Source organism: Streptomyces sp. NPDC003034 (assembly GCF_053591375.1).
Genome location: NZ_JBSFTS010000001.1, coordinates 284,728 through 301,510, shown reverse-complemented (window position 1 = coordinate 301,510; position 16,783 = coordinate 284,728). Strand labels below are relative to the sequence as shown.

Annotated in this window: 18 protein-coding genes; 8 read left to right on the top strand and 10 right to left on the bottom strand. The window is 72.1% G+C overall.

Features of this window, described 5'->3' with window-relative positions:
- The first annotated feature begins 21 nt into the window (after window positions 1-21).
- On the top strand, window positions 22-1,677 hold the full coding sequence (locus ACWDX7_RS01490; protein ID WP_451491487.1) for a phospho-sugar mutase: 1,656 nt from the start codon (window positions 22-24) through the stop codon (window positions 1,675-1,677).
- A gap of 185 nt (window positions 1,678-1,862) precedes the next feature.
- On the opposite strand, the gene ACWDX7_RS01485 is transcribed toward ACWDX7_RS01490, so the two are convergent.
- Genes ACWDX7_RS01485 through afsQ1 form a run of 3 tightly spaced genes read right to left on the bottom strand, consistent with a single transcriptional unit; the run spans window position 1,863 to window position 4,625 of the window.
- Window positions 1,863-2,480 carry a hypothetical protein gene (locus ACWDX7_RS01485; protein WP_451491488.1) on the bottom strand — a complete coding sequence of 206 codons (618 nt, stop codon included), beginning with the start codon at window positions 2,478-2,480 and terminating at the stop codon, window positions 1,863-1,865.
- Entirely contained in the window at window positions 2,467-3,951 is a 1,485-nt protein-coding gene (locus ACWDX7_RS01480) for an ATP-binding protein (RefSeq protein WP_451491489.1), read from the bottom strand. The genes ACWDX7_RS01485 and ACWDX7_RS01480 overlap by 14 nt, the downstream gene beginning before the upstream one ends.
- Window positions 3,948-4,625 carry a two-component system response regulator AfsQ1 gene (gene afsQ1 / locus ACWDX7_RS01475; protein WP_451491490.1) on the bottom strand — a complete coding sequence of 226 codons (678 nt, stop codon included), beginning with the start codon at window positions 4,623-4,625 and terminating at the stop codon, window positions 3,948-3,950. Before afsQ1 ends, ACWDX7_RS01480 begins: the two co-directional genes overlap by 4 nt.
- Window positions 4,626-4,804: 179 nt before the next feature.
- On the opposite strand from afsQ1, the gene ACWDX7_RS01470 reads away from it, so the two are divergent.
- Window positions 4,805-5,512, top strand: coding sequence for a SigE family RNA polymerase sigma factor (locus tag ACWDX7_RS01470; protein WP_451491491.1), 708 nt, complete (start codon window positions 4,805-4,807; stop codon window positions 5,510-5,512).
- Window positions 5,513-5,855: 343 nt separating this feature from the next.
- Here ACWDX7_RS01470 and ACWDX7_RS01465 read toward each other — a convergent pair whose 3' ends face one another.
- Window positions 5,856-6,566, bottom strand: a complete 711-nt coding sequence (locus ACWDX7_RS01465; RefSeq protein ID WP_451491569.1) for a uridine kinase family protein — start codon at window positions 6,564-6,566, stop codon at window positions 5,856-5,858.
- A 54-nt stretch (window positions 6,567-6,620) separates the two neighbouring features.
- Between ACWDX7_RS01465 and ACWDX7_RS01460 the strand changes: the two genes are divergently transcribed.
- Complete coding sequence (locus ACWDX7_RS01460; RefSeq protein ID WP_451491492.1) at window positions 6,621-6,977, top strand: hypothetical protein; 357 nt, start codon at window positions 6,621-6,623, stop codon at window positions 6,975-6,977.
- A 116-nt stretch (window positions 6,978-7,093) separates the two neighbouring features.
- On the opposite strand, the gene ACWDX7_RS01455 is transcribed toward ACWDX7_RS01460, so the two are convergent.
- The 3 genes from ACWDX7_RS01455 to deoC are packed head-to-tail and all read right to left on the bottom strand — an operon-like array spanning window position 7,094 to window position 10,444.
- Window positions 7,094-8,020, bottom strand: coding sequence for an aldehyde dehydrogenase family protein (locus tag ACWDX7_RS01455; protein ID WP_451491493.1), 927 nt, complete (start codon window positions 8,018-8,020; stop codon window positions 7,094-7,096).
- Window positions 8,013-9,449: an aldehyde dehydrogenase family protein gene (locus ACWDX7_RS01450; protein ID WP_451491494.1), complete on the bottom strand. Its 1,437-nt coding sequence runs from the start codon at window positions 9,447-9,449 to the stop codon at window positions 8,013-8,015. Before ACWDX7_RS01450 ends, ACWDX7_RS01455 begins: the two co-directional genes overlap by 8 nt.
- Window positions 9,450-9,454: 5 nt before the next feature.
- A complete protein-coding gene (gene deoC / locus ACWDX7_RS01445) occupies window positions 9,455-10,444 on the bottom strand; it encodes a deoxyribose-phosphate aldolase (protein ID WP_451491570.1) in 990 nt (329 codons plus the stop codon).
- 275 nt (window positions 10,445-10,719) lie between these two features.
- Here deoC and ACWDX7_RS01440 point away from each other — a divergent pair, with 275 nt between their 5' ends.
- The 5 genes from ACWDX7_RS01440 (at window position 10,720) to ACWDX7_RS01420 (ending at window position 14,137) form a co-directional block, all read left to right on the top strand.
- Complete coding sequence (locus ACWDX7_RS01440; protein ID WP_451491495.1) at window positions 10,720-11,712, top strand: hypothetical protein; 993 nt, start codon at window positions 10,720-10,722, stop codon at window positions 11,710-11,712.
- A gap of 88 nt (window positions 11,713-11,800) precedes the next feature.
- Complete coding sequence (locus ACWDX7_RS01435; RefSeq protein ID WP_451491496.1) at window positions 11,801-12,487, top strand: class F sortase; 687 nt, start codon at window positions 11,801-11,803, stop codon at window positions 12,485-12,487.
- On the top strand, window positions 12,462-13,103 hold the full coding sequence (locus tag ACWDX7_RS01430) for a PH domain-containing protein (protein WP_451491497.1): 642 nt from the start codon (window positions 12,462-12,464) through the stop codon (window positions 13,101-13,103). The genes ACWDX7_RS01435 and ACWDX7_RS01430 overlap by 26 nt, the downstream gene beginning before the upstream one ends.
- Window positions 13,104-13,294: 191 nt before the next feature.
- The gene (locus ACWDX7_RS01425) at window positions 13,295-13,867 is read left to right on the top strand and encodes a VanZ family protein (RefSeq protein ID WP_451491498.1); all 573 of its coding nucleotides are present in this window, start codon (window positions 13,295-13,297) and stop codon (window positions 13,865-13,867) included.
- A gap of 66 nt (window positions 13,868-13,933) precedes the next feature.
- A complete protein-coding gene (locus ACWDX7_RS01420; protein ID WP_451491499.1) occupies window positions 13,934-14,137 on the top strand; it encodes a PspC domain-containing protein in 204 nt (67 codons plus the stop codon).
- A 109-nt stretch (window positions 14,138-14,246) separates the two neighbouring features.
- Here the strand turns inward: ACWDX7_RS01420 and ACWDX7_RS01415 are convergent, their stop codons facing one another.
- The 3 genes from ACWDX7_RS01415 to ACWDX7_RS01405 all read right to left on the bottom strand — a co-directional run bounded on the left by ACWDX7_RS01415 (window position 14,247) and on the right by ACWDX7_RS01405 (window position 16,716).
- Window positions 14,247-14,993, bottom strand: coding sequence for a hypothetical protein (locus tag ACWDX7_RS01415; RefSeq protein ID WP_451491500.1), 747 nt, complete (start codon window positions 14,991-14,993; stop codon window positions 14,247-14,249).
- Window positions 14,994-15,162: 169 nt separating this feature from the next.
- Window positions 15,163-15,429: a hypothetical protein gene (locus tag ACWDX7_RS01410; RefSeq protein ID WP_451491501.1), complete on the bottom strand. Its 267-nt coding sequence runs from the start codon at window positions 15,427-15,429 to the stop codon at window positions 15,163-15,165.
- 138 nt (window positions 15,430-15,567) lie between these two features.
- Window positions 15,568-16,716: an adenosine deaminase gene (locus tag ACWDX7_RS01405; RefSeq protein ID WP_451491502.1), complete on the bottom strand. Its 1,149-nt coding sequence runs from the start codon at window positions 16,714-16,716 to the stop codon at window positions 15,568-15,570.
- Window positions 16,717-16,783 lie beyond the last annotated feature (67 nt).

The window sequence follows — 16,783 nt, the reverse complement described above, 5'->3', positions numbered from 1 at the left end:
ACGAGAGGTAAGGCGGAAGCAGTGCAGCAACAGGACGACCTGATCACCCGGGCCCAGGCCTGGCTGGCGGAGGACCCGGATCCGGAGACGGCGCGGGAACTCGCCGCCCTCATCGAGGCCGGCGACACGGCGGAGCTGTCGGACCGCTTCTCCGGCATGCTCCAGTTCGGCACCGCCGGGCTCCGCGGTGAGCTGGGCGCGGGCCCGATGCGGATGAACCGCGCCGTGGTCATCCGGGCCGCGGCGGGCCTCGCCGCCTACCTCAAGGCCGGTGGACACGCCGGCGGCCTGGTCGTCGTCGGCTACGACGCGCGCTACAAGTCGCCGGACTTCGCCCGCGACACCGCCGCCGTGATGACCGGCGCCGGGCTGCGCGCGGCCGTCCTGCCCCGCCCGCTTCCCACGCCCGTCCTCGCGTACGCCATAAGGCACCTGGGCGCCGTCGCCGGCGTCGAGGTCACGGCCAGCCACAACCCGCCCCGGGACAACGGCTACAAGGTCTACCTGGGCGACGGCTCGCAGATCGTCTCCCCGGCGGACACCGAGATCGCCGCGGAGATCGCCCGCGTCGAGGCCCTCGCCTCCGTCCCCCGTCCGGAGTCGGGCTGGGAAGAGCTCGGCGACGAGGTCCTGGAGGCGTACCTGGCCCGTACGGACGCCGTCCTGACCCCCGGATCCCCCCGGACCGTGCGCACCGTCTACACGGCCATGCACGGCGTCGGCAAGGACGTCGTCATGGCGGCCTTCGCCCGGCACGGCTTCCCGGCGCCGGTGCTGGTCGCCGAGCAGGCGGAGCCGGACCCGGCCTTCCCCACGGTGGTCTTCCCGAACCCGGAGGAGCCGGGGGCGATGGACCTGTCCTTCGCGACGGCGGCCCGGGTGAACCCGGACATCGTGATCGCGAACGACCCGGACGCGGACCGCTGCGCGGTGGCCGTCCCGGACGACGCGGCGGCCTCGGGCTGGCGGATGCTGCGCGGCGACGAGGTCGGCGCGCTGCTCGCCGCCCACCTGGTGCACAAGGGCGCGCGGGGCGTCTTCGCCGAGTCGATCGTCTCGTCCTCCCTCCTCGGGCGGATCGCGGAGGCCGCGGGCGTCGGCTACGAGGAGACCCTCACGGGCTTCAAGTGGATCGCCCGCGTGCAGGACCTGCGCTACGGCTACGAGGAGGCGCTCGGCTACTGCGTGGACCCCGAGGGCGTCCGCGACAAGGACGGCGTCACCGCCGCCCTGCTGGTGGCGGAGCTGGCCTCGGAGCTCAAGGAGCAGGGCCGCAGCCTGACCGACCTGCTGGACGACCTGGCGATGGCCCACGGCCTGCACGCCACCGACCAGCTGTCGGTCCGCGTCTCGGACCTGTCGGTCATCGCCTCGGCGATGGCGGCGCTGCGCGCCGAGCCGCCGGTGGCGCTGGCGGGCCTGCGGGTCACTTCGGCGCAGGACCTGAGCCGGGGCACGGAGTCCCTCCCGCCCACGGACGGGCTGCGGTACTACCTGGAGGGCGACTACAAGGCCCGGGTGATCGTGCGCCCCTCGGGCACGGAGCCGAAGCTGAAGTGCTACCTGGAGGTGGTGGTCCCGGTGGCGGAAGCCTCCGACCTCGCCTCCGCCCGCACCCGCGGCCAGGAGGTCCTGGACGCGATCAAGAAGGACCTCGCGGCGGCGGCCGGCATTTAGGAGGGGGTGGCGCGGCTCTCGGCCCGCTCGAAGCGTCCCTCGCACACTGAAGCGCCCCCGCACGGCTCGGCCCCCGGCCGGGCGGGCGGGGGCGCTTCAGCGCGGGGCGCCGCCGTCCGCGGGCGCTTCAGTGCGGGCGCCACAGCGCGGGGCGCCACAGTGCGCGGGCCTTCCGTACGGGGGCGTCAGGAAGGCGTCGCGGAAGGGCGGACGATCTCGCCCAGCGTCGGGACCGACTCCGGGCGGGAGCGGACCGCGTCCGTGCATTCCCAGGCCCGCGGCGGATCCGCGTCCGGGCCGCCCAGGACCACCGGTCCCGGCCCCGCCGACACCGCGTCGCTGCCCGCGAGCGTGCACACGATCTGCGACAGCGCCACCGGCGGCAGGTCCTCCGGCTTGCGGCTCAGCCGGACCGTGCCCGCCGGGTCGCCGGCCCGCGGCGGGACCGCCGTCAGCCCGGCCGGGACCCCGGTGGTGAAGCCCGCGTCCCGCTCCTCCGCGGACGGCGGCCGCTCCAGCGCCTCCAGCAGCGCCTGCGCGACCAGCGCCACGGGGTCCCGCAGGACCCTCTTCTCGGGTACCGGGACCACCCGGTCCACCCCGACCAACTGCGATCCGCAGATCAGCTCCACCGTCGCCCGGAAGCCCTGCACCCCGCTCTGCCCCGCCGGGGGCGCGGGCGTGTCGCACGAGACCCGCGAGGGCGCCGGACCCACGTCCACGGGCACCGTCGTGGCGCGGATCCCGCACCCCGACAGGGCCAGCAGCCCCAGCGCCGCCCATACCGCCCTACGCCTGCTCACGCGCGATCACCTTCCCCACGTCCACCGGCAGCCGCAGCGTGAACAGCGCCCCGCCGTCAGGCGCGTTGGCGGCGGTGATGTCGCCGCCGTGAATGTGCGCGTTCTCCATGGCGATGGACAGGCCGAGCCCGCTCCCGTCCGACTTCGGCCGCGACGCGCTCGCCTTGTAGAACCGGTCGAAGACGTGCGGCAGGACGTCTTCGGGGATGCCCGGCCCGTTGTCCCGCACCGTGATCATCAGCCACTCCCCCTCCACGGCGACCGACACCCGTACCGGCGAGCCGCCGTGCTTGAGCGCGTTCCCGATCAGGTTGGCCAGGATGACGTCGAGCCGGCGCGGGTCGAGCCGCGCCACGATGTCGCGTTCCGCGTCCAGTTCGACGGCGTCGAGCCAGGCCCGCGCGTCGATGCAGGCGGTGACCTGGTCGGCGACGTTCACGTCGTCGAGCACCAGCCGGGCCGTGCCCGCGTCGAAGCGGGTGACCTCCATCAGGTTCTCCACGAGGTCGTTGAGGCGCCGCGTCTCGCTGACGACGAGCGCCACCGCCGGTGCGATCATCGGATCGAGGTCGTCCACCTCCTCCTCCAGCACCTCGGCCACCGCCGTCAACGCCGTCAGCGGCGTCCGCAGTTCGTGCGACATGTCCGCGACGAAGCGCCGGCTCGACTCCTCCCGCGCGCTCATGTCCGCGACCTTCTTCTCCAGCGCCTCCGCCGTCTTGTTGAAGGTCCGCGAGAGGTCGGCCAGTTCGTCGGTCCCCGACACGTCCAGCCGGTGGTCCAGCTCGCCCTCGCCGAGGCGCCGCGCCGCATCGCCCAGGCGCTGCACGGGCTTGAGTACGGTACGCGCCGCGGCCTGCGCTAGCAGCGCGGATCCGAGCAGCGCCAGCCCCGTCGCGATGGTCAGCGACCAGGCGAGCGCGTTCAGGTCGTCGCGCTCCTGCGCGAGGGACTTGTACATGTAGCCCGTCGGCCCGCCGCCCACGATCCGCGTCCCGCCGACCAGGTACGGAGTACCGCGCCGCTTCGTGCGCTGCCAGTACATGTGGTATTCGGCGTCGTTCGCCGCGGTCGTCTTCTGCCGGTCGTTCACCGCGTGCTGGAGGGACTTCGGTACGTCGCCCAGCCCGAAGGCGTCGGGGCCCGCCGCGCCGAACAGCTCACGGCCGTCCTTGCGTTCGAACACGAGCAGCACGCTGTAGCCGGGGCTGCTGCCCGCCATCAGCTCGGCGGTGCGCTGCATCTCCTCGGGGGTCGGGTCGGCGGGCAGCGCCGCGGCCCGGTTCTGCATCTCCTGGCGGAAGTCGCCGAGGGCGGCGTCCTGGGTACGGGTGAGGACCGCCTCCCGGTTGAGCCAGTACGCGATGCCGGAGGCGGAGACGGCGGCCGTCAGGGCGACCAGCGCGAACACCACGAGGAGCCGGAGCCGCAGGCTGGTCCAGCGGCGGCCCGCGCGCGGCGAGGGGATCACTGCGGGGAGTCCAGGCGGTAGCCGACGCCCCGGACCGTACGGATGAGGGTGGGCGAGGAGGGCACGTCCTCCACCTTGGCGCGCAGCCGCTGCACGCAGGCATCGACGAGGCGCGAGTCGCCGAGGTAGTCGTGCTCCCACACCAGGCGGAGCAACTGCTGCCGGGACAGCGCCTGACCGGGGCGGCGGCTGAGTTCGAGCAGCAGCCGCAGCTCCGTCGGGGTGAGCTGGAGGTCCTCCCCGTTCTTCGTCACCGTCATGGCGGCCCGGTCGATGACCAGGGAGCCGAAGCTCGCGGAATCGCTGGACTCGCGTTCGCCGCGGCGCAGCACGGCCCGGATGCGGGCGTCGAGGACCCGGCCCTGGACGGGCTTGACGACGTAGTCGTCGGCTCCGGACTCCAGACCGACGACCACGTCGATGTCATCGGTGCGCGCGGTGAGCAGGATGATCGGCAGCTGGTCGGTGCGGCGGATCCGCCGGCACACCTCGAAACCGTCGATCCCGGGCAGCATCACGTCCAGCACGATCAGATCCGGCCGCTGCTCGCGCAGCAGTTTCAGGCCGTCCTCGCCCGTCGCCGCGGTGGCCACACGGTGGCCCTGGCGGGACAGGGAGAGTTCGAGGGCCGTGCGGATGGCGTCGTCGTCCTCGATCAGCAACAGGAAGGGCACGGGCTCATTCTGTCCCATCGGCCGTTGGGACTTCGACCGCCGGGCGCGGCGGATCCGTTCCCGGCCGCTGTGACAGCCCTGTGACAGTCGACGGACACGCCGGTTATCTCGGAGGGGCAGTCTTCTACCAGCGAACGGAACAACGGAACCGAAGCAGACTCCACGACGGGGGGCGCGAGATGGACACGCTGCACAGCACCACGACCAGCGCGGTCGTCACGCGGCTGCACGATGTGAACCGCCGGGCAGGTGTGCGTACGGCGTCGGCCGCCCGCACCCGGCCGGCGCACGTCGTGGCCATCGACGCGAACACCTACCGGCAGCCCGCCGCCGTACCGGCGCAGCGCACCTCCCCCTCCGGTGCCGCGGAGGCGGAGTTCACGGCGTACGTCCAGGAGCGCCGGTCCGCCCTGTACGCGACGGCCTTCCACCTCACCGGTGACCGCTACGAGGCGGAGGACCTGCTGCAGAGCGCGCTGTTCTCGACGTACCGCGCCTGGGACCGGATCAGCGACAAGGCGGCCGTCGGCGGCTACCTGCGCCGCACGATGACGAACCTGCACATCAGCGCGTGGCGCCGGCGGAAGTTGAACGAGTACCCGACGGAGGAGCTCCCGGAGACGGCCTCCGACACGGACGCGATGCGCGGTACGGAGCTGCGCGCGGTGCTGTGGCAGGCGCTGGCCCGCATCCCGGAGCCGCAGCGCACGATGCTGGTGCTGCGCTACTACGAGGGCCGCACGGACCCGGAGATCGCGGAGATCCTCGGCATCAGCGTCGGCACCGTGAAGTCGAGCATCTGGCGTTCGCTGCGGCGCCTGCGGGAGGACGAGGCGCTGAGCTTCGGTCACGACGAGGCGGAGTCCTTCGAGGAACTCGTCGCGTAACGCGCGGAGTGCGCGTACAAGAGCCATCGGGCCGGGGGGCCCGTCCTACGGGGGTGGGACGGGGGTCACGGGGGGAGAAGGCGGGATCAAGCGGCCGGGGGTCCGCCTGATCCCGCCTTTTCGCATCCGCGGGCCCAGCAGCAAAAACCGGTGCCCGGCCCCACACCCAGCCCGCCCGCACATCCGCGCCCGCCGCACACCCAGCCCGGCCACACACTCAGCCCCGCCGGCGTTTGAGGCGCGGGGGCCCGGGGGCAGCGCCCCGCGACGGCGCCGCACCGGCAGACCGAATCCAGCCCCGCCGGCGTTTGAGGCGCGGGCCCGGGCAGGGAGGAGCGGGCGGCTAGACCGGGGCGGCGGCGGTGCGGTGGCGGCCCGCCGCGGCGGCGGCCAGGCGGCCCAGGGCCTCGTCACGGCCGCACGCGTGGGCGCCCAGCGCGGTGTGCCGGGCCACGATCCCCCGCTCGGCCCGCATCAGCCGCCAGCCCCGGCGCAGCAGGAACGGCACCGACTTGCGCCCTTCGCGCAGGTCCCGCGCCAGCCGTCGCCGGAAGGTCGTCGAGGGCCGCCCCCGCAGGCAAATCGCGTCGGCCAGCAGCCCCAGCTCCTGGCAGCGCGCCGCGATGTCTGCGGCGAAGATGCCCTCCGCGATGAACAGCGGGGTGCGCGGGCCCCGTGAGATGTCCAGGGTCTCGGTGCCGGTCCGCGAGGAGGTGGAGATGTCGTACACCGGCACCTCCGTCCGCCCCGACGCGCACAGTGCGGCGATCGCGTCGACCGCCGCCCCCGCGTCCCAGGACAGGGGTGAGTCCCAGTCGATGTCCGAGCTGCCGGCGACGAGCGGGAGGGTGGGGTCGTCACCCTCCTTGTAGAAGTCGTCGAGGCGCAGCACGGGCAGCCCGGACCGGGCGGCCAGGGAGGATTTTCCGGAGCCCGACGGACCGGTCAGCAGGACGACTCGGGTCGGAGAAGCAGAGGGACGGCTCACGGGACACCAGTGTGGACCATTCCCCCGCGCAGGCGATCCTCCGGATGCCCCATTGGTATCCAGGATCACATGTCAACTACGCTGCGTGCGCACGCGACTACGACCACAGGCGGGATCCTCATGGCACGTCACGCAGCCCCTTCACAACCGAACCGGCTCCGCACCGCCGGCCTGACCCTCTCGATGGCCGGTGCGGCCCTGGCCATGGCTGCCGACGGCGCACAGGCCGGCGAACTGTCGGTACCGGCGGCCCTGTCCGGGGTCGCCGATCCCCTGACCGGCCTCAAGGTGAACCCGCTGGCCAACACCGGCGTGGATCCCCTGGACAACGGAGTCGCCACCAAGGTCGCGGACTTCCCCTCGCTCGGCACGAACATGGTCACCGGCAGCCTGACGCGGGGTTCCTCGATCGGCGAGCTGCCCGCCGCCACGGCCTCCTCGCTCGTGGGCCCGCTGCTCCCCGGCGCCGCGAAGTAGGCGGGGACGCGGCCGCCGGGGCCCGGCGGGTACGGAAAGGCCCCGGCAGCGCGGGGGACGCTGCCGGGGCCGGTTCCGTGGGGCGCCGCTCTACGCGGAGCCGCTCGTGGCAGGAGCTAGTACGAGGAGCCGCCCGCGCCCAGCGAACCCGTCGGGTGCCAGACCGTCTTGGTCTCCAGGAACGCCGTCATGCGCGAGATGCCCGGGTCGGCGCGCCAGTCGTCCACAGGCTGTGGACGCAGCACGCGCTTGAGGTTGTCGGCCGCGGCGATCTCCAGCTCCTTGGCCAGGGCCGCGTCGGCCCCGGCCAGGTCGATCGCGTTGACGTCCTGGTGGGACGCCAGGTGCGGCCCCATCTCGGCGGCCTTGCCGGACAGGATGTTGACCACGCCGCCGGGCAGGTCGGAGGTGGCGAGCACCTCGCCCAGGGAGAGCGCGGGCAGCGGGGCGTTCTCGCTCGCGATGACGACGGCGGTGTTGCCCGTTGCGATCACCGGAGCCACCACGGAGACCAGTCCGAGGAAGGACGACGCCTGCGGGGCGACGACCGCGACCACACCGGTGGGTTCGGGGGTGGAGATGTTGAAGAAAGGGCCCGCGACCGGGTTGGTCCCGCCGACGATCTGGCCGATCTTGTCGGTCCAGCCCGCGTACCAGACCCAGCGGTCGATGGCCGCGTCCACGACCGCCGCCGCCTTGGACTTGGACAGGCCCTCCGCCTCGCCGACCTCGCGGACGAACTGCTCCCTGCGGCCCTCCAGCATCTCGGCGATGCGGTAGAGGATCTGGCCGCGGTTGTACGCGGTCGCGCCCGACCAGCCGCCGAAGGCCTTGCGGGCCGCGACGACCGCGTCGCGCGCGTCCTTGCGGGAGGCCAGCGGGGCGTTGGCCAGCCACTTGCCCTGGCCCGCCGCGCCACTGCCTGCTGCTTTAGCCGTCACCTCGTACACCCGGCCGCTCTCAGAACGCGGGAACTTGCCGCCCACGTACAGCTTGTAGGTCTTGAAGACTTGGAGCCGCTGCTGTTCGGACGTGTCAGACATCGAGGTAGCCCTCCAGGCCGTGGCGGCCGCCCTCGCGGCCGAAGCCCGACTCCTTGTAACCGCCGAAGGGCGAGGTCGGGTCGAACTTGTTGAAGGTGTTGGCCCACACCACACCCGCGCGGAGCTTGTCCGCCACCGCGAGGATGCGCGAGCCCTTCTCCGTCCAGATGCCGGCGGAGAGGCCGTACTGGCTGTTGTTGGCCTTGGCGACGGCCTCGTCGGGCGTGCGGAAGGTCAGTACGGACAGCACCGGGCCGAAGATCTCGTCGCGGGCGACGGTGTGCGCCTGGGTGACGTTGGTGAAAAGCGTCGGGGCGAACCAGTAACCGGCGGACGGCAGCTCGCAGGCGGGGGACCAGCGCTCGGCGCCCTCGGCCTCACCGGTCTCGGCGAGCGCCGTGATCCGGGCGAGCTGCTCGGCGGAGTTGATCGCGCCGATGTCGGTGTTCTTGTCGAGAGGGTCGCCCAGACGCAGCGTGGTCAGGCGGCGCTTGAGGGAGTCGAGCAGCTCGTCGTGGATGGACTCCTGGACCAGCAGGCGCGAGCCGGCGCAGCAGACCTGGCCCTGGTTGAAGAAGATGCCGTTGACGATGCCTTCGACGGCCTGGTCGATCGGGGCGTCGTCGAAGACGATGTTGGCGCCCTTGCCGCCCAGTTCCAGCGTCACCTTCTTGTCGGTACCGGCGACGGTACGGGCGATCTGCTTGCCCACCGCCGTCGATCCGGTGAAGGCGACCTTGTCGACGCCCGGATGGCCGACGAGGGCCGCGCCCGCGTCCCCGTAACCGGTGAGGATGTTGACGACGCCCTTGGGCAGCCCGGCCTGGCGGCAGATGTCCGCGAAGAAGAGGGCGGAGAGCGGCGTGGTCTCGGCGGGCTTCAGGACGACGGTGTTGCCGGTGGCGAGCGCCGGGGCGATCTTCCACGCGAGCATCAGCAGCGGGAAGTTCCACGGGATGACCTGGCCGGCGACGCCGAGGGGGCGCGGGTTCGGGCCGTGGCCGGCGTGGCCGAGCTTGTCGGCCCAGCCGGCGTAGTAGAAGAAGTGCGCGGCGACCAGCGGGAGGTCCGCGTCGCGCGTCTCCTTGATCGGCTTGCCGTTGTCCAGGGTCTCCAGGACGGCCAGCTCGCGGCTGCGCTCCTGGATGATCCGGGCGATGCGGAAGAGGTACTTGGCGCGCTCGGAACCGGGCAGCGCCGACCACTTCTCGAAGGCCTTGCGGGCGGCCTTGACGGCGCGGTCCACGTCGGCGGCGCCCGCCCGGGCGACCTCGGCGAGGACCTCTTCACTGCTGGGGCTGACGGTCTTGAAGACCTTGCCGTCGGCGGCCTCGCTGAACTCGCCGTCGATGAACAGCCCGTAGGAGGGGGCGATGTCGACGACCGAGCGCGACTCGGGCGCGGGTGCGTACTCGAATGCGGATGCCATGGTGATCAGTCCACCGTCACGTAGTCGGGACCGGAGTAACGGCCGGTGCTCAGCTTCTGGCGCTGCATCAGCAGGTCGTTGAGCAGACTGGAGGCGCCGAAGCGGAACCAGTGGCTGCTCAGCCAGTCCTCGCCCGCGGTCTCGTTGACCAGGACCAGGAACTTGATCGCGTCCTTGGTCGTACGGATGCCGCCGGCCGGCTTCACGCCGATCTGGATTCCAGTCTGCGCCCGGAAGTCGCGTACGGCTTCGAGCATGAGCAGGGTGTTGGCGGGGGTGGCGTTGACCCCTACCTTGCCGGTCGACGTCTTGATGAAGTCGGCGCCCGCGAGCATGCCGATCCAGGAGGCGCGGCGGATGTTGTCGTAGGTCGACAGCTCGCCGGTCTCGAAGATGACCTTGAGGCGGGCGGCGCTCCCTCCCCCAGACTCCGTCTGGGAGGTGCCCCCGGGGCGGACGCAGGCCTCCTTGACGGCCTTGATCAGCTCGTACGTCTCCAGGTAGCGGCCGGCGAGGAAGGCGCCACGGTCGATGACCATGTCGATCTCGTCGGCGCCGGCGGCGACGGCGTCCGCCGTGTCCGCGAGCTTGACGGGCAGGGCGGCGCGGCCGGCGGGAAAGGCGGTCGCGACGGAGGCCACCTTGACGTCGGCGCCGTTCAGGGCCGCCTTGGCGGTGGCCACCATGTCGGGGTACACGCACACGGCGGCGGTCGTCGGCGTCGTGCGGTCGGTCGGATCGGGATGGACGGCCTTGGCGGAGAGCGCCCGGACCTTGCCCGGGGTGTCCGCGCCTTCCAGCGTCGTCAGGTCGATCATCGAGATGGCCAGGTCGATGGCGTACGCCTTGGCCGTCGTCTTGATCGAGCGGGTGCCGAGGGAGGCGGCGCGGGCTTCCAGGCCGACGGCGTCGACGCCGGGCAGCCCGTGCAGGAAGCGGCGCAGCGCACTGTCGGACGCCGTCACGTCAGCGAATGCGGTGAGGGTGGTGGGCATGGTCACCAGATGAGCATATCTACGCGCGTAGCGACGTGTCACCCCCCTGCCGGGATTCGCTACGGAATCGACATCTGCGCCCTGCCGAGATCCGCTACCGCATCGACACCTCCACCCTGCGTTACACGTTCATGACAGGAAGCGCACCGTCCGCCCATGCGAGATCATTAGATTTGTCCTCAGCAGCCCGCCAGAACCTCACCGGACGAACACCCGACAGAGACAACGCGGCATGCGGCTCTCCGCTCTTCCGAAACCTGCTCCAAGGAGTCGTTATGCGTACCGCCGTCCGTTCCGCCATCGCCACCGCCGTCATCGCCGGTGCCCTCCTCGCCCCCGCCGCGGGCACCGCCTTCGCGGCCACCCCGCTCGGCACGGCAGCGGCCGCTCCCGCCTCCGTCCCCGACCGCCACTCCGGTACGCCCGTCTCCATCGACAAGGGCCTGGTCGCAGTGCTGCGCTACAAGTCCGAGGGCCCCGAGGCATGGATCCGCTCCGTCTCCCCGGACTGGAAGCCGGGCGACGACTACATGGGCCCCGTCATGACGGTCCTGGACCACGAGCACCGAACCGGCTCGGTCGCCGGCCTGAAGCTGGAGCTCGTCGCGGGCGAGACGGAGCACGTCCAGACCCTCGTCGTGACCAAGGACGGCAAGAGCACCTCCTACCCGCTGCCGAAGGGCCAGGGGTCCGAGTGCGTGACCGGGCCGGTGCAGGTGTCCCTCGGCGCGGGCATCGAAGCCCTGCTGACGACCTCTCCGAAGGGTCCGCAGGCCGAGCTGTCCACGGCCGGCACCGACAAGGCCTGGGCGACGCTGACCCGGACCGCGCCCAGCCTGCCCGCGGACGCGGGGATCGTCGCCCGCATCCTGAACCCGAGCTCCGCCCAGCCCGTCCTCGAATGGAAGGTCCAGGGCGGTGACATGCCGTTCGGCCACCAGGCCTTCCCGAAGCTCCGCACGGGCTGCGGCTACGACTACACCCTCCAGAAGCCGACCGAGAAGCCGCAGCCGGACCCCAAGCCGACGGAGAAGCCGAAGCCGTCCGCCGAGCCGTCCGTGAAGCCGTCCGCCGCTCCCCAGCCGCAGACCACCGGCCAGACCTCCGTCCTGCCCAAGGGCGGGGTGGCGGCGGGCGCCGATGTCACCGCCGCGGACACCGACGACTCGACCACCGCGCTGGCCGGCACCGGGCTCGCCGCGATCGTCGCCGGGCTCGGAGCGTTCGTACTGCACCGCGGCCGCCGCGCCCGCGCCACGCAGCGCTGACGCCTCGGCGCACCTCTCCGTTCCTCCCCGTTCCTCCCCCGGCGGGCCGCCTCCCGGTGGCCCGCCGGTTCCGTACCAGGAGCTCCCCATGGCCCGTCCGTCCCGCCGCGCCGCCCGTGGCACGGTTCTCGCCGCCGCCCTCCTCGCCCTGGCCGGCGTCAGCGGGTGCGGCGGCGCCACGGCACCGGCGTCGCCCGCCGCCCCGGCGCCGCACATCGGCGCGACCTCCGCCCCCGCGTCGCCCCCGGCCCCGGCCGCGGCCGCCACGCCCCTGCCCGCGTCGTCGCCCGTACGGGTGAGGATCCCCGCGGCCGGCGTCGACGCCTCCCCCGTGCTCGGCCTCGGCCTGGAGGCCGACGGCACCGTCGAGGTGCCCTCGGTGGCGGATGCGGACAAGATCGGCTGGTACACGAAGGGCGTCACCCCCGGCCAGACCGGACCCGCCGTACTGATCGGCCACTTCGACACCGCCCGCGGTCCGGCCGTGCTCAAGGACGTCTCCAGGATCCGCGTCGGTGACGAGGTCACCGTGTCCCGCGCGGACGGCACCGCCGCCGTCTTCCGGGTGCGCGAGCTGGAACAGGTCGACAAGAAGCGGTTCCCCACCGCCAAGGTGTACGGGGACACCGCCCGCCCGGAGCTGCGCGTCATCACCTGCGGCGGGGAGATCACGGACGGCCACCGGCCCGACAACATCATCCTGTACGCCGATCTCGTGGGCTGGGACGGCGTGCGGCAGAATCGACCGCATGAGCAGCCAGCAGCCCGCCGATGAGCCCGTCTACGACGACCGGGTCTACCGCTCCTCCATGGCCGTCGTCACCGGGGTACTGCTGCTCGCCCTGGCCGTGTGGCTCTGCGGGGACGCCGTGGTGCGCGGTTCGGGGAGCACCCCGTGGGTCGCGCTCGCCATCGCACTGTTCGCGCTGCCGCTGACCGCGGCGTTCACGATCCGCCCGGCCGTCTTCGCCAATGACGACCGGATGCGCGTACGCAACCCCTTCCGGGTGATCGAGCTGCCCTGGGCGGCCGTGGACGCGGTGCGCGCCGGGTACTCGGCGGAGGTCCTCGCCGAGGGGTCGAAGTACCAGCTCTGGGCCGTCCCCGTCTCGCTGCGCGAACGCAAGAAGGCGTCCCGGCAGCAGCTCAGCCGCCGCGGCGGCCTCACCGGCCGCGGGCTGTCCACCTCGGGCGCTCCCAGCGCCGAGCCGGTCGGGCCCCAGCGGGCCGGGGCCGACCGGGTCGTGGACGAGCTGCGGGAACTGGCCGAGCGCGGCGCCTCCCGGGCCGGCGCCCAGGGCAGCGTGAGGGTGCGCTGGGCGTACGAGATCATCGTGCCTGCCGTGACCGGGGCGGTGCTCCTGATCGCCCTCCTCGCCACCTCCTCATGAGGCTGTCAAGCCGCCGTTGTGACCGCCCCCGGCCCTTCGACGGCGTACTCGCACCCTGCTGACCGGCTGCCGCCTCTTCGACGGCGTACTCGCACCCTGCTGACCGGACTGCCGGCCCTTCCGCCACGTGCTCCGCGCCACACACCCTTGGGGGCGGAACCGGGGCCGCCGGATGGTGCGTCTTCGCCCGTGTGCAGCGTCATGAGGCAGGCGGCAGCGCCGCCACCGCCATCCGATTCCGGGCCCGGCTCCTGGCCGGGGCCCTGTTGGCCGCCCATCTCCTCGTCGTCGGGTGGCTGACCCTGCGGCCCCTGGACGTCCCCTGGACGGCGGCCGCGAACCTGACGCCGCTGGAGGGGATCAGAGCCGACCTCGCCTACGGGCCGCTGGGCGCCGCCCGGCGGATCGGCGAGGGGCTGGCGCTGCTCGCCCCGCTGGGGGTGCTGCTGCCCATGGTGAGCGGGCGGCTCGCGCCGTCACCGCTGGCGGCCTGGTCCTCGCTGGCCCGGACCGCCGCCGCCGGGCTGCTGCTCTCGCTGAGCATCGAACTGCTCCAGACCGCCGTCCCGGGCCGGGTGGCCGATGTGGACTCGCTCCTGCTGAACACCGCCGGGATGGTGCTCGCGCACGTGGCCGTCGTACCGGCCCTGCGCGCCCGCCTGCGGCGTTCACTCGCGGTTTCTCAGGGGCCCACCCCGAGAATTACCAGGGTCGCGCTCGGCCCCTGGACCGAGGTGCTTTCGGCGGTTCCGCGCGAGTATTGAGGCATCGCGAGCTGTGCTGGTTCGAGCAGCGAGCGCGAGCAGCGATCCCGAAATAAGGAGAATCACATGAGCGCCCTCGTCCGCCCCCGTGACGGTCGTTGGATCGGCGGCGTCTGCGCCGCTCTGGCCCGGCGTTTCGGAATGTCCGCCGGCACGATGCGCACCATTTTCGTCGTCTCGTGCCTGCTGCCCGGCCCGCAGTTCCTGGTCTACCTGGCGCTGTGGCTGCTGCTGCCCAACGAGAAGTCCGCTTCCCCGGCCGCTTGGTGATCGCCGCATCGCCTCTGATCACCGGGCGACCGCGCCTGACCACCGCGCCTCAGGCCCGCGCCTGATGACCGCGTCATGACCGAGTGGTGTCCCGGTGGCGCGCGGGCCGTCAGCGGGCCTGGCGGACCTTCTCCAGCTGCTTGTCCGCCACTTCCCGCGGCACCAGCGCCTTCTGCCCGGCCGCCGCGACGTTGAGCGCCATCAGCCGTACGACAGTGGCACCCTCGCGTACGACGACCAGGTGCACCTGCGCCGAGGCGCCCTGGGCGGACGCGGTCGTGGTCCAGCTGACGGTCTCGTCGCCGGCGCTCTCGTAGGAGGCGGGCCGCACGTCGCGGTAGCTGCCGGTCTGCTTTTCGACCTTGGCGGTGAATCCCGTTCCGCAGGCGGGTACGGCGGCCTTCAGTCGGGCGATCAGTGCCTTGGCGTCGCTCTCGGTGTACGAGCTGACGGAGGCGGAGACGGCCAGTCCGACCTGCTTCTGGGAGCCGATGCCCCGGTTGACGGTCTCGCGGGCCGCCGGATCCGGCTTGTCGCCCATGATGTCGGCCAGGGGCTGGCAGGCCTTGCGGTCGGCCTGCGGCTGGCCGTCGGGGGCGTTCGGGTTCTTGCCCTGGGCGGAGATCTGATAGCCCGACAGGTCGCCCTGTTCGAGCGCGGCCCGCTCCAGCCTGGTCCCGCCGGTCTTCGGCGCGGCGGAGGCGGCCGGGGCGCCGGGCGCGCCCGAGGCGTGGCCCGCCGCCGAGCCCTTGGGGTCCGGGGTCCTGCCTGCCGCGGGGGTGTCCGTACCGCCGCATCCCACTGCCGTGAGGACCAGGACGGGGAGCGTCGCGACCAGTGTCGCTCGTGTCTTCATGCGCATGACCGAGACCTCATACCCCGTGCGTCGGCGGGCAGTTGGGGGCGATCGTGGCACACGGCACGACGTGGCGCACACCTGGTCGAAGCGGTGTGCGCCACGCGTGCACGCGTACGGACCGCGTACGAACCGCGTACGGATCGCGGCACGGATCAAGCGGTACGGATCAGGCTCCGAGGCCACTGGTCGGCAGACCGCCGAGCAGGCCGGTCACCGGACCGAGGGCCGCGGCCGGGTCGCTCGCCTGGGTCTCGCCCTCCTCGGCGCCCACGCTCTGCTGGCTGGTGAGCGACTGCGTCGCACCGGTGACGGTGCTCAGCGCGTCCGTGACACCGATCGCGGGAACGGCGGCCGAGGCACTGCCGGCGGCGACGGCGGCGAAGGCGGCGCCGAGGGCGGCGACACCGAGGGTCTTGGCAGCTGACTGCTTCATGAAGAATTGTCCTTGCGACGGGGAATTGAGCGGCTCCGCAAACTAGTCACTTCAAACCCCAGCCCGCAAACATACTTAAATATGAGAAAGCGCCCGGGAATTACCCTCCCGGGCGCCTCAGATCCCTCACGCCTTGCTCTAGGCCGAGACAGAACCGCTGGTCGAAGCGGTCTGCTGGAACAGCCACTGCGACTTGAGCTCCGCATAACCCGGCTTGATCACGTCGTTGATCATGGCAAGTCGTTCATCGAAAGGAATGAACGCGGACTTCATCGCATTGACGGTGAACCACTGCATGTCGTCGAGGGAGTAGCCGAAGGCCTCGACCAGGTGCTCGAACTCGCGGCTCATGCTGGTACCGCTCATCAGCCGGTTGTCCGTGTTGACCGTGAGCCGGAAGTGCAGCTTGCGCAGCAGGCCGATCGGGTGCTCGGTGTACGAGAGGGCCGCGCCCGTCTGCAGGTTCGAGGTCGGGCACATCTCCAGGGGGATGCGCTTGTCGCGTACGTACGAGGCCAGGCGGCCCAGCTTCACCGAACCGTCGGCGGCGACCTCGATGTCATCGATGATCTTCACGCCGTGTCCGAGGCGGTCGGCGCCGCACCACTGCAGGGCCTGCCAGATCGACGGCAGGCCGAAGGCCTCGCCGGCGTGGATGGTGAAGTGGTTGTTCTCCCGCTTGAGGTACTCGAAGGCGTCCAGGTGGCGGGTGGGAGGGAACCCGGCCTCGGCGCCGGCGATGTCGAAGCCGACCACTCCGTTGTCGCGGTAGCGGTTGGCCAGCTCCGCGATCTCCAGTGCGCGGGCGGCGTGGCGCATCGCGGTGAGCAGGGCGCCGATGCGGATGCGGTGGCCGTTGGCCTTCGCCCGGCGCTCCCCCTCGCGGAAGCCCTCGTTCACCGCCTCGACGACCTCTTCGAGGGTCAGACCGGCTTCCAGGTGCTGCTCGGGGGCGTAGCGGATCTCGGCGTACACCACGCCGTCCTCGGCCAGGTCCTCGGCGCACTCGGCGGCGACCCGGAAGAGGGCCGCCTTCGTCTGCATGACGGCGCAGGTGTGCGCGAACGTCTCCAGATAGCGCGGGAGGGAGCCGGAGTCGGCGGCTTCCCGGAACCAGATGCCGAGCTTGTCGGCGTCGGTCTCGGGGAGGTTCTCGTAGCCGGCGTCGCGGGCCAGCTCGATGATGGTCCCGGGGCGCAGTCCACCGTCGAGGTGATCGTGCAGAAGCACCTTCGGGGCGCGGCGGATCTGATCCGGGGTCGGCAGGTTGGAGGTCTCGCTCGTCATCTAGGCACTCTAGCTCCTACGCGCGTAGAGCACCGTCCGTACGGCGGGTCGATATCCAATCGTTGAC

What these genes read in the sequence shown, in the direction of transcription:
- ACWDX7_RS01405 (WP_451491502.1), bottom strand. Translation starts at nt 16,716, where the DNA reads ATGACGAGCGAGACCTCCAACCTGCCGACCCCGGATCAGATCCGCCGC.
- ACWDX7_RS01415 (WP_451491500.1), bottom strand. Translation starts at nt 14,993, where the DNA reads ATGAAGACACGAGCGACACTGGTCGCGACGCTCCCCGTCCTGGTCCTC.
- ACWDX7_RS01410 (WP_451491501.1), bottom strand. Translation starts at nt 15,429, where the DNA reads ATGAAGCAGTCAGCTGCCAAGACCCTCGGTGTCGCCGCCCTCGGCGCC.
- ACWDX7_RS01455 (WP_451491493.1), bottom strand. Translation starts at nt 8,020, where the DNA reads ATGTCTGACACGTCCGAACAGCAGCGGCTCCAAGTCTTCAAGACCTAC.
- ACWDX7_RS01420 (WP_451491499.1), top strand. Translation starts at nt 13,934, where the DNA reads ATGAGCGCCCTCGTCCGCCCCCGTGACGGTCGTTGGATCGGCGGCGTC.
- deoC (WP_451491570.1), bottom strand. Translation starts at nt 10,444, where the DNA reads ATGCCCACCACCCTCACCGCATTCGCTGACGTGACGGCGTCCGACAGT.
- ACWDX7_RS01450 (WP_451491494.1), bottom strand. Translation starts at nt 9,449, where the DNA reads ATGGCATCCGCATTCGAGTACGCACCCGCGCCCGAGTCGCGCTCGGTC.
- ACWDX7_RS01460 (WP_451491492.1), top strand. Translation starts at nt 6,621, where the DNA reads ATGGCACGTCACGCAGCCCCTTCACAACCGAACCGGCTCCGCACCGCC.
- ACWDX7_RS01440 (WP_451491495.1), top strand. Translation starts at nt 10,720, where the DNA reads ATGCGTACCGCCGTCCGTTCCGCCATCGCCACCGCCGTCATCGCCGGT.
- ACWDX7_RS01470 (WP_451491491.1), top strand. Translation starts at nt 4,805, where the DNA reads ATGGACACGCTGCACAGCACCACGACCAGCGCGGTCGTCACGCGGCTG.
- ACWDX7_RS01435 (WP_451491496.1), top strand. Translation starts at nt 11,801, where the DNA reads ATGGCCCGTCCGTCCCGCCGCGCCGCCCGTGGCACGGTTCTCGCCGCC.
- ACWDX7_RS01430 (WP_451491497.1), top strand. Translation starts at nt 12,462, where the DNA reads ATGAGCAGCCAGCAGCCCGCCGATGAGCCCGTCTACGACGACCGGGTC.